Below are 14,091 nucleotides of genomic sequence, written 5' to 3'. Positions count from 1 at the left end.
GGTCCAGGGAAGGGTGTTGAACCGGTGAACCCGTCTACAGCGCAGGCGCGCGTCGTGGTCGACGAACTCGTCCGCAACGGCGTCCGGCACGTCGTGCTCTGCCCCGGCTCCCGCAACGCCCCGCTGTCCTTCGCGCTGCACGACGCCGCGAAGGCCGGGCGGCTCACCCTGCACGTGCGGATCGACGAGCGCAGCGCGGGCTTCCTCGCGCTCGGCCTGTCCAAGGGGCTCGGTCTGCCTGCACAGCGCAGGGGGCTCGTGGCGCTGGCGTGCACCTCCGGCACCGCCGTGGCGAACCTGCACCCCGCCGTGCTGGAGGCCTTTCACTCGGCGGAGCCGCTGATCCTGCTCACCGCTGACCGGCCACCGGAGCTGATGGGGACCGGGGCGAACCAGACCACGTGGCAGCACGGGGTCTTCGCGCCGCACGTGTCCACAGTGGACTTTCCGGTGGCTGAGGCTCGGCAGGGTCAGAACGCGGTGTGGCGCAGCATGATCTGCCGCGCGGTCGCCCGTGCCGAGAGCGATGGCCCGGTGCACGTGAACATCCCGTTCCGCGAGCCGCTCGTGCCGGACTCGACCGACGACTGGCCGGAACCGTTGGTGGGTAGAGAAAACGACGCGCCCTGGACCTTGAGGCGGACCAGCGGCGAGATCGTCGCGGTCGAGTCGATCGACCTCCCCGCGCGCACGCTCGTCGTCGTGGGCGCGGCGAAGTGGGGCGCCGGCAACGAGATCGGTGAGATCGCGGCGGAGCGCGGCTGGCCGGTGCTCGCCGAGCCGGGCGGCGCGGGTGGTGTCAGCTCGACCAAGGCAACGCTGCTGCGACACGGAACCTTGTTGCTGGGACTGGAAGAACTTCGCCCTGAAGCCCTCGTGGTCGTCGGGCGCCCGACGCTCACGCGCGCAGTGCAGCGGTTGCTGCGAACGACCCCGCTGGTGCACGTGGTCGACCACAGCGCGGACTGGATCGACCCGCAACACCAAGCCACCTCCGTCGGCCCGCTCGCCCTGGTCGACCGCGAGGCCGAGCTGGAATGGCTGAACAGCTGGCAGAACGCGGACGAAGCTGCCGCGCGCGCGGTCGAGGACTTCCTCGCGGCGGAGCCGTGGCCGACCGGACTGCACGTCGCCCGGGACCTCCTCGCCGCGATGCCGCGCGACGCCGTGCTGTTCCTCGGCTCCTCCAACCCCGTGCGCGATGTCGACCTCGTCGCGGCGACCGCGCGGCCGGACGTGCTGGCCAACCGAGGCCTCGCCGGGATCGACGGCAGCGTTTCCTCTGCCGTGGGAGCCGTTCTCGGCGCGCACGACGGCGATGAGCGGATCGGACCGTGGGGCGCGGCGCTGCTCGGCGACCTGACCTTCCTGCACGACGCCAACGGCCTGCTGATCGGTCCGGCGGAGCAGCGGCCGGACCTGACGATCGTGGTGCTCAACGACGACGGCGGCGGGATCTTCTCCTTGTTGGAGCAGGGATCGGCCGAGCACGCTGATTCCTTCGAGCGGGTTTTCGCCACTCCGCACGGCGCGGATCTTGCCTCTTTGTGCGCGGCGTACCGGGTTCCGCATGTTCGGGTGGACACCCGTGAAGAATTTCTTCACGCACTGGCGCCGGGGTCAGGACTGCGCGTGGTCGAGGTGCGAACGGAGCGCTCCGGCCTGCGTGACCTGCACGAACGTCTGCGTGCGGCGGTGCGGCGCAAGGGCTGAGCATTTCAGTCCCACCAGGTGGATGTGAAGAAAACGTCCTGGTGTCCCGCGATTTCCCGGGTCTAGGTTGCAAGCCGAGTCGGCTGCGTGGGGAGTCGGCCATGACGGAGAGGTTCGATTTCCGTGCTGCGTAAACACAGCCTGCGCGTGGGGGCGGCCGCGGCTGCCGCGATCGCGCTGCTCGCCTGGCCCGCCGCCGCAGGGCCGAACGACGTCGGCGCCCCCGGAATCGGTGACGAGTACTACCCGGGTGACGGCAACGGCGGCTACGACGTCTCGCACTACGACATCCGGCTGCGCTACCAGCCCGCCGACGACAAGCTCTGGGGCACCACGGTCATCACGGCCAAGCCCACCCAGCGGCTGACGGAGTTCAACCTCGACTTCGCCATCGACCCGAAGTCGGTCCTGGTCAACAACCTGCCTGCGAAGTTCAGCCGCACCGGGACCGAGCTCAAGGTCACCCCGGCGCAGCAGGTCCACCAGGGACTGCTCACCACGATCGTCGTGGAGTACGAGGCCACCCCGTCGACGATCACCATCGACGGCCAGAACAACTGGAAGCGCACGCCGGACGGCGCGCTCGCGGTCGACGAGCCGCACGTCTCCGCGTGGTGGTACCCGAGCAACGACCACCCGACGGACAAGGCCACCTTCGACGTCTCCGTCTCCGTGCCCGACGGTACGGCCGCGCTGTCCAACGGCAAGCTCGCGGGCAAGTCCAGCCGCGCCGGGTGGACCAGGTGGAACTGGCGCAGCACCAAGCCGCAGGCCACCTACCTGACCTTCCTCGCGGTCGGCAAGTACGAGGTCGTGACGGGTACCGGGCACAAGGGCCAGCCGCTGGTGAACGCTTACGGCACCAACCTCGGCGAGGCCGCGGACGCTGCCAAGGCGAGCATCGAGCGCACCCCCGAGGTCATCGCCTTCCTCGAGGACTACTTCGGCGACTACCCCTTCGAGGCCCAGGGCGGCGTCGTGCCCAGCTCCGGCCTCGGCTTCGCACTGGAGAACCAGACCCGCCCGGTGTACAGCCCGGCGTTCTTCTCGGCAGGCTCGCACGTGTCGGTCGTCGTGCACGAGCTGGCGCACCAGTGGGCGGGCGACTCGGTCTCGGTGGCCAAGTGGCGCAACATCTGGCTGAACGAGGGCTTCGCGAGCTACGCGGAGTGGCTCTGGTCGGAGGCCAAGGGCGAGGGCACCGCGCAGGAGATCTTCGACCACTACTACCAGCGCCCCGCCGAGGACCCGGCCTGGCAGGTCGTCACCGGCGACCCGACCCCGGCCAAGCTCTTCGACGGCTTCGGCGTCTACACCCGTGGTCCGATGGCGCTGCACCAGCTGCGCAACGCGGTGGGTCTGGACACCTTCAAGAAGATCCTGAAGACCTGGAACACCGACAAGAAGTACGGCAACGCCACCATCGAGCAGTTCATCGCGCTGTCGGAGAAGATCTCCGGAAAGCCGCTCTACGACCTGTTCCAGAAGTGGTTGTTCACCAAGGGCAAGCCGCAGCTGAGCGCCGACCAGTCGGTTCAGTCCAAGGCTCCCGGCGTGCGGGCGAACGTCGTTCCGAAGTCGATCGCGAAGATCGAGGCCGGGCACCGCATCATGCACAGCATGAACACCAAGTAGTTCTTCGGTTCCTCCCGTCCGGCCCCGTGGCTCGAAGTCGCGGGGCCGGACGTGTCAGAAGTGGATGTAGCTCGCGGGCTTGATCGAGCCGATGTCGCGCTTGCCGTAACCGTGCGAGACGCGGACGTTGTACTCCTGGACCGTGACCTTGCTGCCGCTGACGGCGGAAACGATGGCGACGTGACCCGCTCCGCCGCCCATGTTGCTGCCCCAGACGGCGACCGCGCCGACCTTGGGCGTCCTGTTCACGGTGAGTCCCGCGTTTCTGGCCTTGTCGTCCCACGTGCCCGCGTCGCCGAAGAAGACGCCTTTGTACTTCGCGTTCTTGAACGTGATCCCGCGCTTGTCCAGCCGGTACGCAACGTAGGACGTGCAGTACCGCGTGAGGAACCCCCACTTGTCGGTCTTGCCGACCGCACTGTTCGCGTAAGGATATTCCGTCGCGGCCTCAGCGGACGTCGGAACGATCACCGTGATCGCCGAGAAGAGTGCCGCGAGTGCGATGCTGCTGGTTCGCTTCATGCCGCGAAAGGCTAAGCAAGCCCCAAGTGCCTGTCTTGTTCGAATTCTTCTTTTGGAAGCAGTGACTCACTTTTCGGCGCAGCCCGAAAATGAATGCAGCTCAGTTCCTGCTGGTCAGTTGCCTTCCAAAGCGTCGCGAATGGGCACGAGTTTGGCCGCTGCCTCTGTGACCTCGGAATCCGGATCGGAGTCCGCGACGAGCCCGCACCCGGCGAACAACCGCGCGGTCGCCCCGCTGACCTGGGCGCAGCGCAGCGCGATGCCCAGCTCGCCGTCCCCGTTCGCGTCGATCCAGCCGACCGGCCCGGCGTAGCGGCCCCGGTCCATCCGCTCCAGCTCGGTGATCATCTCCACGGCGGCCTTCTGCGGCGTCCCGCCGACGGCCGCGGTCGGGTGCACGGCGGCGGCCAGCCGCAGCAGGGAGGGCGCGTTCGCGGTCGAGCGCAGCCGCCCGGTCACATCGCTGGACAGGTGCAGCACGTTCGGCAGGCGCAGCACCTCGGGCGCGTCCGGGGCCTCCAGCGTCGCGCAGTGCGGCCGCAGGGTGTCCACGAGGGACTCCACGGCGTAGGCGTGCTCCTCGCGGTTCTTCGCCGAGCTCAGCAGCTGCGCGGCCAGCTCGTCGGCGGTCACGCCCTCGTGCGGCCAGCTGGTCCCGGCGAGCACCCGCGAGGTGACCTCGTCGTCGAGCTTGCTGAGCAGCATCTCCGGGGTGGCGCCGAGCAGGCCCTCCACCGCGTAGACCCAGCAGCTCGGGTAGCGCCCGGCCAGCCCGTGCAGCAGGAACCGGGGGTCGAACGGCTCGTCCGCCGTCGCGAGCAGGTCGTGCGCGAGCACCACCTTGCCCAGTTCGCCCGCGCGCATCCGGTCCACCGCCGCGCGCACCGCGTGCCGGTAGCCGGTCACCGGCAGCTCGCCCTCGGAGTAGCGCACGGTCCCGGTCCGCCGCACCGGCTGCACCGAGCGGTTCACCGGAGAGCCGCCGTCGACCGGGCCGATCTCGGTGACCCACGTCGTCCCGCCGCGCCTGCCCACGAGCACCCTCGGCACCACGAGCACCGAGTCACCGGGGTGGTCGGCGAAGGCCATGCTCGCGAACGCGACCGCTCCCGAACCCGGCAGTCCGACCTCGTCGAGCACCTCGGCGCGCTCGCACACCGAGCGCCACCACAGCTCCGCGTCGACGAAGCGGTTCGGCCCGCTCGGCGCGTACCGGGCGGCCTCGCCCCAGCCGACCAGGCCTTCCCCGTCGCGCACCCACGTCAGCACGCCCTCGGGAGTGGGCAGCAGGTCCAGCAGTTCGGTGTCCGCGCCCATCGGGCGGCTGTGCACGCGCAGCCTGGCTGCGATGCCCTTCTCCGGAGCGCTGGTCACCCTTCGAGCGTATGAGCCACGTGCGCGGGACGCGTCGCCGGTCTGGCATAAAGTGACCCGATGTGGCGGAGGACGCAGTCGTGAGCACGCCGGGCGACACGCCGGGCGGCACGCCGGGCGGCACCGCTGTCGACGCGCGCGCGGCGGACGCGGCCGACCCCTCCACCGGCGCGGGCGACAAGATCACCGGATCGGCGGGGGCCACGGACGCTGCGGGGGACGGGACGCTCGACGCCGCGGTGCGCGCGAGCGCGCAGGCCGAGGCCGACGAGCTGCGCGGCCCCCGCTTCGCCCAGGCCCGCGCCGTCTGGGGGGCCATCCGCACCCAGGCCCGCGACCTCCGCAGGGCCACGCTGATCACGCTCGGCCTCGCCTGCCTGGTGACCGCGTCCTGCGTGATCCTGGTCGTCGGCGCCTACACGAACGACTTCAAGATCACCGCGCGTCCCGGCGTGGCCGCCGCCGAGGTGATGTCGGCCTCCTACAACCGCACCGTGGTGCGCTTCAGCACCCCGGACAGCGCCGTGCGGGTGCCGCGCGACGGCGTGCTCTACCCGGGCGGGCTCCAGGTCGGCCAGGTGGTCAGGGTCGAGTACGACCAGGCCAACCCGGACCTCGTGCGCGTCGCGGGCCGGGGCGCGTGGCTGACGCTGGTGCCCGCGCTCACCATCGTCCTGGTGGTGTGGGCCGTCGCGGGTGGCGTGCTCTGGCTGCTGCATCGGGCGAAGACCCGCCCGCGCAGGGAACCCGTGATGGTCGTCGACTCGTCCGACCTGCTGCGTCGCTAGACCGTTCGGGCCACGATCTTCCGGTAGGTTCCGGCCCGGCAAAGACTTCCTGGGGGCTACGAATGGACACGATCTCCCGTCGAACCACCGCGATCGCCGCGGCCGGGCTCGTCACGGCTTTCCTCGCCGGTTGCACGTCCTCCGTCGTGGGCAGCGCGGAAGCGGGGCCACCGCCCCCGACCACCAAGCGCGTGGTCCCGACCTCCGTCTCGGCGAAGTCCGCCGCGGAGGAGACCAACAGGGTGATCACCTCCGAGGCCGGGGCCGCGCTGATGGCGAAGCTGCGCGCTTCCGACGTGTGCCAGTCGCTCGACCCGGAGCCGATGAAGAAGTTCGGCGACCCGCAGACCGTGTTCATGGGGCCGGGCCTGTCCGGCTGCAAGATCCGCTCCGGTAACTCCGGCACGGAGGTGCCGACGCACCGCTTCGAGATCTCGCCCAAGGTCTACACCGACATCGACCGGGCGAAGGACGATGAGTTCGACGTCGCGGGCCACAAGGTCTACCAGGCGAAGGGAGCCGGGTCGGAGGGCTCCTGCTCCGCCTACCTGCCGATCGAGGACACCGGCTACGCCTTCGTGGTCAGCGGCTACAAGTCCAAGGGCGCCTGGCCGGAGGCGTGCGCGGATGCCAGGGCGTACGCCGGCGCGATCGCGAAGAAGCTGCTCGCCATGCCCGCCCGCACCACACCGCTCACCGGCAAGACGTTGATCGACAAGGATCCGTGCGCCACACGGCAGCAGCTCCTCGGCGAGTTCCCCGGCTGGTCGTCCCAGGGCTTGCCCGGCCGCTACCACCCGCACGGCTGCCGGATCGCGTTGACGAAGCCGGGCGATCCGTACAGCTACACCGTCAACGTGCTCTACCAGTACAACGTCGAGCAGGAGGTCACCGCGGACACGCCCGCGGTGACCATCGCGGGACTCAGCGGTATCCGGTTGAACAAGCCCTTCATGGATCTGCCGGAGAGTTGCTCGGTGAACCTGACCTACAAGCCGTCTGATCCGAAGGGCAGCATCACCGGCCACCTGATCAGCGTCGATCTGAGCCCGACGCAGCTGAACCCCCAGCTCGGTCAGAAGGCCCCGCCGCAGTCGCTGAAGCCGTGCGAGGTCGTCGACAAGATGGCCGCCACCGTCGTGGGGAACCTGGGCTGACAGGGGTGCGGCGGGGGCACGCGCCCCCGCCGCGACCGCTCAGAACTTGATCTCTCCGCAGGCTCGGCCGATCGACCGCGTGCCACCGCCGCTCTGGTGCTCCCACCCCTGGACGCACACCACGGAGCGGTTGGGCAGGTCGCGCCCGACGCGCAGCGTGTAGCCCTCCGGATGCGTCCAGGTCGCGGTGTGGGTGTTCATGTCGATGCCGCCGCCCCAGATGTGGAAGTGGCCGTAGATCTTGCTCCGCCAGGTCAGTGAGGCCCTGATCGAGTGCACCGACAGGCCGCTGCCGTTGATGGTGATGCACGTGATGTCGTTGCAGCCCGACATTCCCGCCTGGGCAGGGACGACGAGCGTCGACATGGCGGCCGTGACGGCGACCGCGCTGACCGCGGCGCGGCGGAACACATTCTTGAAGAGCACCGGAATCCCTCTCTCACTGTCGTGCGACGACGGTGGGGACCGGGATTCGGCGAGAGCGTAAGTCGCGGCAGCGGGCCGCGCTGAACGAGCGACCCGCTGCCGCTCCGGTTCAGCCCGTGACCGTTGCGCAGGGGAGGCCCATCGACTTCAAGCTGCCGTCGGGCATGTGCTCCCAACCCTCCGTGCAGAACTTCGTGCCGCGGGGCACGCTGCGGCTGAGCTCCAGCGTGAAATGGATGTGGCGGTTCCAGCTGTAGGTCTTCCTGGGGGTGTTCATGTCGATGCCGCCGCCCCAGATGCGGAAGTGGGCGTCGCGCTCGAGAGTCCAAGCGTCCATGCCGACCCTGATGTGGTCGACGTGCAGACCTTCACCCTTGATCAGGATGCACGTGTCGACGTTGCAGCCCGACACCGTTGCCTGGGCCGGGACGACCAGTGTCGACATGGTCGCCGCGACGACGGCCGCGCTGACCGCGACGCGGCGGACCGCGTTCTTGAAGAACACCGAAATTTCCTCTCGTACTGGTGCGATGAGGGTGGGGACCCGGTGTGAGCGCACCGTAGAGAGGAGGGCTAAACGATCACTCAACGCTGCGGCAGGGGCTCCGCGCGCCACCAGGACAGGAGGTCGGCGGCGAACTCCGGGGCCGCGACGAGCAGCCCGCCCTCCGGGAGCGCCCGGGGGTGTCCGTCGCGGTCCAGCACCACCGCTCCGGCCTCCGTCGCCAGTGCGAGCGCCCCGGCCACGTCCCACTCCTCGTAGTCGTGCAGCACCGCGCCGACCGCGTGGCCCAGCGCCACCTGCGCGATCGCCAGCGCCGTCGAGCCGAGCACGCGCACAGCGACCCTGGCCTGCCCGGCGCGCTCGGTGAACTCGGCCATGCCCGGCCAGATCCCACCCCTGCTCAGCTCGGTGCAGACCACTCCGCCCGCGAGCGCTGCGCGGGGAGCCAGGCGCACTGGCGTGCCGTTGGCCCTGGTGCCCCTTCCGCGCGCCGCCGCGTAGATCTGGGCTCGGTAGGGATCGGCGACCACGCCGACGACGGGGCCGAACCGGTCGATGAGCGCCAGGCTGAACGAGCACCACGGGATGCCCGCGACGTAGTTGATCGTGCCGTCCACCGGGTCCACCACCCAGCGGTACTCGGTGGAGGCCGCGACCGGCAGCTTGCCCGCACCCGACTCCTCGCCGATCACCGGAACTCCGGGGAACTCCGTCGCGAGCACGCGCCGGGTGTGCCGTTCCAGGGTGCGTCCGGTATCGGTGACCCAGTCGAAGGGCGACTCGTCGGTCTCGGGGCGCACGTCGCGCCCGGCCGTGGCGGTGATCACGTCCGCGGCGTCGTTGGCCAGCCGCCCCGCCACCTCCAGAGCGCGGGAGAGCAGTGCCGGTTCGAGCGAGGGCACCGGCTGGGAGGACAAGGCCGTCATGCCGTCCGAGCGTGACCGTGATCGGTGTCCGCAGCGCGAAACCGAGGTGACGTGGTGAGGATCACCAGGCCAAAAGTGCGGGTCAGACGTCTGTGCATACGTGGGTGTCCAGGCGTTGCCCGAGCGCGCCGGGGGTACCCCGAACCAGGACTTCGCCCACCGTTCGCCGACCCTTCGTGCAAGCGGTGCGAGCCGGGCTGGAAGGGTGGGCACTGTGAGACCCGTGCGCGTAGCGATCGTGACCGAGAGCTTCCTCCCGCACGTCAACGGAGTCACCAACTCCGTGCTGCGGGTGCTGGAGCACCTCCGCCGCAACGGTCACGAGGCGATGGTGATCGCCGCGGGCAACGGCCCCGACGAGTACGCGGGCTTCCCGGTCGTGCGCCTGCCCGAGGTGCAGCTGCCGGTGCTGAAGGCCCAGCCGATCGGCGTGCCCAGCCGCAAGGTCGTCCGCGCGCTGCGCGAGTTCAACCCCGACGTGGTGCACCTGGCCTCGCCGTTCATCGTGGGCATGCGCGGCATGGTCGCCGCCCGCAAGCTCGGCCTGCCCACGATCGCGATCTACCAGACCGACGTGGCCGGCTTCGCCGGGACCTACGGCCTCGGCCTCGCTGAGCGCGCCGCGTGGCGCTGGACCCGCTGGCTGCACGGCATGGCCGACCGCACGCTGGCTCCGTCCAGTTGGGCCGTCAACGCGCTCGGCGAGCACGGCATCCCGCGCGTGCACCACTGGGCGCGCGGCGTCGACGTGAACCGCTTCCACCCGTCCCGCCGCGACGACGCGCTGCGCGCCCGGCTTGCCCCCAACGGCGAACTGCTCGTCGGCTACGTCGGCAGGCTCGCGCTGGAGAAGTGCGTTGACCGCCTCCAGGCCGCGCACGACATGCCCGGCGTGCAGCTCGTCGTCGTCGGCGACGGCCCCGAGCTCGACGCGATGCGCAAGTCCATGCCCCGCGCGGCCTTCCTCGGCATGCGCGAGGGCGAGGAGCTGGCCACCGCCTACGCCAGCCTCGACCTCTTCGTGCACACCGGCCCGTTCGAGACCTTCTGCCAGACCGTCCAGGAGGCGCTCGCCTCCGGCGTCCCCGTGCTCGCCCCCGACGCCGGTGGCCCCCGCGACCTCGTCCAGCCCGGGCGCACCGGCTACCTGCTGCCCGCGTGGGACGCCGCCGAGTTCGAGCAGGGCCTGCGCGAGGGCGTCACCGCCCTGGCCGACCCCGGCACCCGCGCCCGCTTCGCCGAGGCCGCGCGCCGCTCTGTCCTCGCCCGCACCTGGCCCGTCATCTGCGACCAGCTCCTCGACCACTACGTCGAGATCGCCAACATCCCCCAGTCCACCACCACCGCCGCCTGACCCCCGGCCCGCTTAGTAGCTGAATGACTCATTGAGGTACTTGAGCGCCCCCAATGACTCATTCAGGTACCTCAACTCCCTCAATGACTCATTCAGCACGCTCAACCACATGAACGAGTCATTGGCGCGCGTTGGGAAGCCCTGAACGACCCGTTTGGTGCGTTGAGCGCGCTGAACGGGTCGTTTGGTGCACCAGGAGCCCTGAACGGGTCGTTTGGTGCGTTGAGCGCACTGAAGGGGTCGTTCGGGGCTTGGGCGTTGGGCTGAGCGGCGGGGTCAGCGGGCGGGGGAGGGGGTGCGGGGGTGGGGTGTGCGGTGGTGGGAGGCTCGGGGGCATGCGGATCGTCCAGCTGGCGAACTTCTACGGGCCCCGTTCCGGCGGGCTGCGCACGGCGTTGAACCACCTGGGGCCGGGCTACGTGGAGCGGGGGCACCAGGTGGTGCTGATCGTTCCGGGGCCGGAGCACTCCGTCGAGGATCTGCCGGGCGGGGTTCGGCGCATCACGCTGTTCGGGCCGACGGTTCCGGGCATGGGCGGCTACCGGGTGCTGGACCCGTTCCGGGTGCGGGCGTGGCTGGACCGCCTCAAGCCGGACGCGATCGAGGTGTCGGACAGGGCGACGCTGCGCGGACTGGGGCGCTGGGCGAGCCGCAACGCGGTGTCGAGCGTGGTGATCTCGCACGAGCGCCTGGACCGCATCCTGGAGCAGTTCCTGCTGCCGCCCCGAGCCGCGCGCTGGGCGGCGGACGTCGCGAACGGCTGGATGGCGCGGAGTTTCGCGAACGTGGTGTGCACCACGGCTTTCGCCAGGCAGGAGTTCGACCGCATCGGCGCGGCCAACCTGCGCCAGGTGCCGCTCGGGGTGGACCTGGACACCTTCGACCCGGGCAACTACGACGACTCGTTGCACGCGCGGCTGCTCGGCGACGCGGACTCGCTGCTTGTCCACTGTGGACGGTTGTCGCCGGAGAAGCACGTCGACCGCAGCGTGGAGACCGTCCGGGAGCTGCACCGGCGCGGACACAACGTGCGCCTGGTGATCGCGGGTGACGGGCCGCGCAAACGAGCGCTGGAGGAGCTGGCCGACGGGCTGCCGGTGACCTTCCTCGGCTTCGTGGACTCGCGCGAGGAGGTGGCCGATCTGCTTGCCACGGCGGACATCTCGCTCGCGCCGGGTCCACATGAGACGTTCGGCCTCGCAGCGCTCGAAGCCCTCGCGTCCGGCACGCCGGTCGTGGTCTCGGCTTCCTCCGCGCTGCCGGAGATCGTGCGGCCGGGCAGCGGGGCGGTGGCCGCCGACGACACCCCGGCCGCGTTCGCCGACGCGGTCGCCTCGGTGCTGGCCCTGCCCGAGCCGGAGCGCCGCGCCGCCGCGAGGGCCCGCGCGGAGTGCTTCCCGTGGGCGGCGGCGGTCGACGGCATGCTCGACGCGCTCCGCTGAGGCTCTAGGCTCCTCGCATGGTCAGGGCCGGTTTGGACAAGAAGCCACGCGAGGTCGCCGAGATGTTCGACGGCGTGGCCCATGGCTACGACCGCGCGAACTCCGTGATGACAGTCGGGTTCGACCGGCGCTGGCGGGGCAAGACGGCGCGGGCGCTGGACCTCAAGCCGGGGGAGCGGGTGCTCGACCTGGCCGCGGGCACGGCGATCTCCACCGTCGAGTACACCGGCTCCGGCGCGTGGTGCGTGGCCGCGGACTTCTCGCTCGGGATGCTGGAGCGCGGCAAGGAGATCGGGCGGGACGTGCCGATGGTCGCCGCCGACGCGATGCGGCTGCCCTTCGCCGACAACTCCTTCGACGTGGTCACGGTCACCTTCGGGCTGCGCAACTTCGTCGACACCGAGGCCTCGCTGCGCGAGATGGCCAGGGTCGTGCGCAGCGGCGGGCGCATGGTGATCTGTGAGGTCTCTCAACCCCAGTTTCGCCCGTTCCGGTTCCTTTACCGGCGACTCGGGCTGCCGGTGCTGCCGCTGCTGGCCCGTCCCGTCTCGTCCAACCCCGAGGCCTACCGCTACCTCGCCGAGTCCATGGGCGCCTGGCCTGGCCAGCGGGAACTCGCGGAGATCATCTCCCGCGCCGGGTGGTCGGAGGTGGCGTGGCGACCGCTGAACCTCGGGGTGGTCGCGCTGCACCGCGCTGTCAAACCCTGACGCGCCTCCGCGAGCCGCGTTTCGCGGAGCACACCGTGGCCCGCGCTCTGTTCGCCTAGACTCGGACCTGGTTCGTGAACGCTTTCACAAGGAGTCCCATGATCACGTCAAGCCGTCGTCGTCCGGGCGAGGACGCCGAGGTCATCGTGGTCGGCGCAGGCCCTGCCGGGTCCACCGCGGCCACCTACCTGGCGCGGGCCGGACTGGACGTCCTGCTGCTGGAGAAGAGCTCCTTCCCCAGGGAGAAGGTCTGCGGCGACGGGCTCACCCCGCGCGGCGTCAAGCAGCTCATCGACCTGGGCATCGACACCACCGAGAAGGCGGGCTGGCTGCACAACCGCGGCCTGCGCGTGGTCGGCGGCGGCCGGACCATCGAGCTGGACTGGCCGGACCTGGCCACCTTCCCGCCCTACGGCGTGGTGCGCCCCCGCCAGGACTTCGACGAGATGCTCGCCCGCACCGCCCAGCACGCGGGCGCGCGGCTGCTGGAGCAGACCACCGTGCAGTCGGCCATCACCGACGAGCGCACCGGCCGCGTCATCGGCGTGAAGGCCGTGACGGGTCCGGACAAGAAGCCGGTGAGCTACCGCGCGCCGCTGATCGTGGCCTGCGACGGCGTCTCCGCCCGGCTCGCGCTGTCGGTCGGCCTCGACAAGCGCGAGGACCGCCCGATGGGCGTCGCCGTGCGCCGCTACTACGAGAGCCCGCGCACCAAGGACGACTACCTGGAGTCGCACCTGGAGCTGTGGGACCGCAGCAACCCCGCCGAGCCCAAGCTGCTCCCCGGCTACGGCTGGATCTTCGGCATGGGCGACGGCACCGTGAACGTCGGGCTGGGCATCCTGTCCACGTCCAAGGCCTACGGCAAGACCGACTACCGGGCGCTGCTGAAGTCCTGGCTGGACGGAACGCCGGAGGAGTGGGGCTTCCGCGACGCCAACGCGCTCGGCAAGGTCGGCGGCGCCGCGCTGCCGATGGGCTTCAACCGCACCCCGCACTACCGCAACGGCCTGCTGCTGGTCGGCGACGCGGGCGGCATGGTCAACCCGTTCAACGGCGAGGGCATCGCCTACGCCATGGAGTCCGCGCGCATCGCGGCCGAGTGCGTCGTGCACGCCCTCGCCCGTGCCGAGGGCCCCAGCCGCGAGCGGGCGCTCGGCCGCTACCCGGTCGCCATCAAGCAGGCGCTGGGCGGCTACTACCGGCTCGGCAACATCTTCAGCAAGCTCATCGGCAACCCACACGTCATGAAGACGGCCACCAAGTACGGCCTGCCGATGGACGGGCTGATGAAGCTCGTGCTCAAGCTGCTCGCGGGTCTTTACGACCCCAAGGACGGCGACGCGCTCGACAAGCTCGTGGCGACCGCTGTTCGGCTGGCACCGAGCGCCTGAGACCACTTTTGGTTTTTTGGCGGCTTGTCTCAAGTCTTCCTTAAACCAGGATGTCCGGGGTTCAGGCATCCGCACGCCGTTGTGCCGTGAAGAATGTATCGCGCGCGGATTTTCCCTGGTCGTGGCGTTGTCGCCGCGTAACCGG

13 protein-coding genes are annotated in these 14,091 nt (G+C 70.4%); 8 read left to right on the top strand and 5 right to left on the bottom strand.

The features are described 5' to 3' along the window. The first annotated feature begins 24 nt into the window (after positions 1–24). The gene (gene menD, locus ABD798_RS11210) at positions 25–1,713 is read left to right on the top strand and encodes a 2-succinyl-5-enolpyruvyl-6-hydroxy-3-cyclohexene-1-carboxylic-acid synthase (protein WP_344873499.1); all 1,689 of its coding nucleotides are present in this window, start codon (positions 25–27) and stop codon (positions 1,711–1,713) included. Between the two features lie 123 nt (positions 1,714–1,836). Further along, positions 1,837–3,348: a M1 family metallopeptidase gene (locus ABD798_RS11205; protein ID WP_344873497.1), complete on the top strand. Its 1,512-nt coding sequence runs from the start codon at positions 1,837–1,839 to the stop codon at positions 3,346–3,348. A 54-nt stretch (positions 3,349–3,402) separates the two neighbouring features. Here the strand turns inward: ABD798_RS11205 and ABD798_RS11200 are convergent, their stop codons facing one another. Next, positions 3,403–3,870: a CHAP domain-containing protein gene (locus ABD798_RS11200; protein ID WP_344873495.1), complete on the bottom strand. Its 468-nt coding sequence runs from the start codon at positions 3,868–3,870 to the stop codon at positions 3,403–3,405. Between the two features lie 114 nt (positions 3,871–3,984). Next, the gene (locus ABD798_RS11195) at positions 3,985–5,244 is read right to left on the bottom strand and encodes an isochorismate synthase (protein WP_344873493.1); all 1,260 of its coding nucleotides are present in this window, start codon (positions 5,242–5,244) and stop codon (positions 3,985–3,987) included. A gap of 62 nt (positions 5,245–5,306) precedes the next feature. Between ABD798_RS11195 and ABD798_RS11190 the strand changes: the two genes are divergently transcribed. Next, positions 5,307–6,032 (top strand): DUF3592 domain-containing protein, encoded by a 726-nt coding sequence (locus tag ABD798_RS11190; RefSeq protein ID WP_344873491.1) that lies wholly within the window; start codon positions 5,307–5,309, stop codon positions 6,030–6,032. 62 nt (positions 6,033–6,094) lie between these two features. After that, the gene (locus ABD798_RS11185; protein WP_344873489.1) at positions 6,095–7,189 is read left to right on the top strand and encodes a DUF3558 family protein; all 1,095 of its coding nucleotides are present in this window, start codon (positions 6,095–6,097) and stop codon (positions 7,187–7,189) included. Positions 7,190–7,228: 39 nt separating this feature from the next. Here the strand turns inward: ABD798_RS11185 and ABD798_RS11180 are convergent, their stop codons facing one another. The 3 genes from ABD798_RS11180 to ABD798_RS11170 all read right to left on the bottom strand — a co-directional run bounded on the left by ABD798_RS11180 (position 7,229) and on the right by ABD798_RS11170 (position 9,046). Continuing rightward, complete coding sequence (locus ABD798_RS11180) at positions 7,229–7,615, bottom strand: hypothetical protein (protein ID WP_344873487.1); 387 nt, start codon at positions 7,613–7,615, stop codon at positions 7,229–7,231. Positions 7,616–7,724: 109 nt separating this feature from the next. Next, positions 7,725–8,120 (bottom strand): hypothetical protein, encoded by a 396-nt coding sequence (locus ABD798_RS11175; protein WP_344873485.1) that lies wholly within the window; start codon positions 8,118–8,120, stop codon positions 7,725–7,727. Positions 8,121–8,200: 80 nt separating this feature from the next. Beyond that, complete coding sequence (locus tag ABD798_RS11170) at positions 8,201–9,046, bottom strand: inositol monophosphatase family protein (protein WP_344873483.1); 846 nt, start codon at positions 9,044–9,046, stop codon at positions 8,201–8,203. Between the two features lie 223 nt (positions 9,047–9,269). Between ABD798_RS11170 and ABD798_RS11165 the strand changes: the two genes are divergently transcribed. From ABD798_RS11165 to ABD798_RS11150, 4 genes are all read left to right on the top strand, one after another. After that, positions 9,270–10,400 (top strand): glycosyltransferase family 4 protein, encoded by a 1,131-nt coding sequence (locus tag ABD798_RS11165; RefSeq protein WP_344873481.1) that lies wholly within the window; start codon positions 9,270–9,272, stop codon positions 10,398–10,400. 335 nt (positions 10,401–10,735) lie between these two features. Then, on the top strand, positions 10,736–11,842 hold the full coding sequence (locus ABD798_RS11160; RefSeq protein WP_344873479.1) for a glycosyltransferase: 1,107 nt from the start codon (positions 10,736–10,738) through the stop codon (positions 11,840–11,842). Between the two features lie 17 nt (positions 11,843–11,859). Beyond that, positions 11,860–12,552 carry a demethylmenaquinone methyltransferase gene (locus ABD798_RS11155; protein ID WP_344873477.1) on the top strand — a complete coding sequence of 231 codons (693 nt, stop codon included), beginning with the start codon at positions 11,860–11,862 and terminating at the stop codon, positions 12,550–12,552. Between the two features lie 98 nt (positions 12,553–12,650). Continuing rightward, the gene (locus ABD798_RS11150) at positions 12,651–13,946 is read left to right on the top strand and encodes a geranylgeranyl reductase family protein (protein ID WP_086826371.1); all 1,296 of its coding nucleotides are present in this window, start codon (positions 12,651–12,653) and stop codon (positions 13,944–13,946) included. Positions 13,947–14,091: the final 145 nt, after the last annotated feature.

The organism is Allokutzneria multivorans, assembly GCF_039537405.1.
In the GTDB taxonomy this organism is placed as follows: Bacteria; Actinomycetota; Actinomycetes; order Mycobacteriales; family Pseudonocardiaceae; genus Allokutzneria; species Allokutzneria multivorans.
Note: the sequence above shows the minus strand (reverse complement) of the source record. Positions and strands in the feature narration are given on the sequence as shown.

Coding starts and splice junctions, on each gene's coding strand:
- ABD798_RS11150 (WP_086826371.1), top strand. CDS start 12,651: ATGATCACGTCAAGCCGTCGTCGTCCGGGCGAGGACGCCGAGGTCATC.
- ABD798_RS11155 (WP_344873477.1), top strand. CDS start 11,860: ATGGTCAGGGCCGGTTTGGACAAGAAGCCACGCGAGGTCGCCGAGATG.
- ABD798_RS11185 (WP_344873489.1), top strand. CDS start 6,095: ATGGACACGATCTCCCGTCGAACCACCGCGATCGCCGCGGCCGGGCTC.
- ABD798_RS11200 (WP_344873495.1), bottom strand. CDS start 3,870: ATGAAGCGAACCAGCAGCATCGCACTCGCGGCACTCTTCTCGGCGATC.
- ABD798_RS11170 (WP_344873483.1), bottom strand. CDS start 9,046: ATGACGGCCTTGTCCTCCCAGCCGGTGCCCTCGCTCGAACCGGCACTG.
- ABD798_RS11160 (WP_344873479.1), top strand. CDS start 10,736: ATGCGGATCGTCCAGCTGGCGAACTTCTACGGGCCCCGTTCCGGCGGG.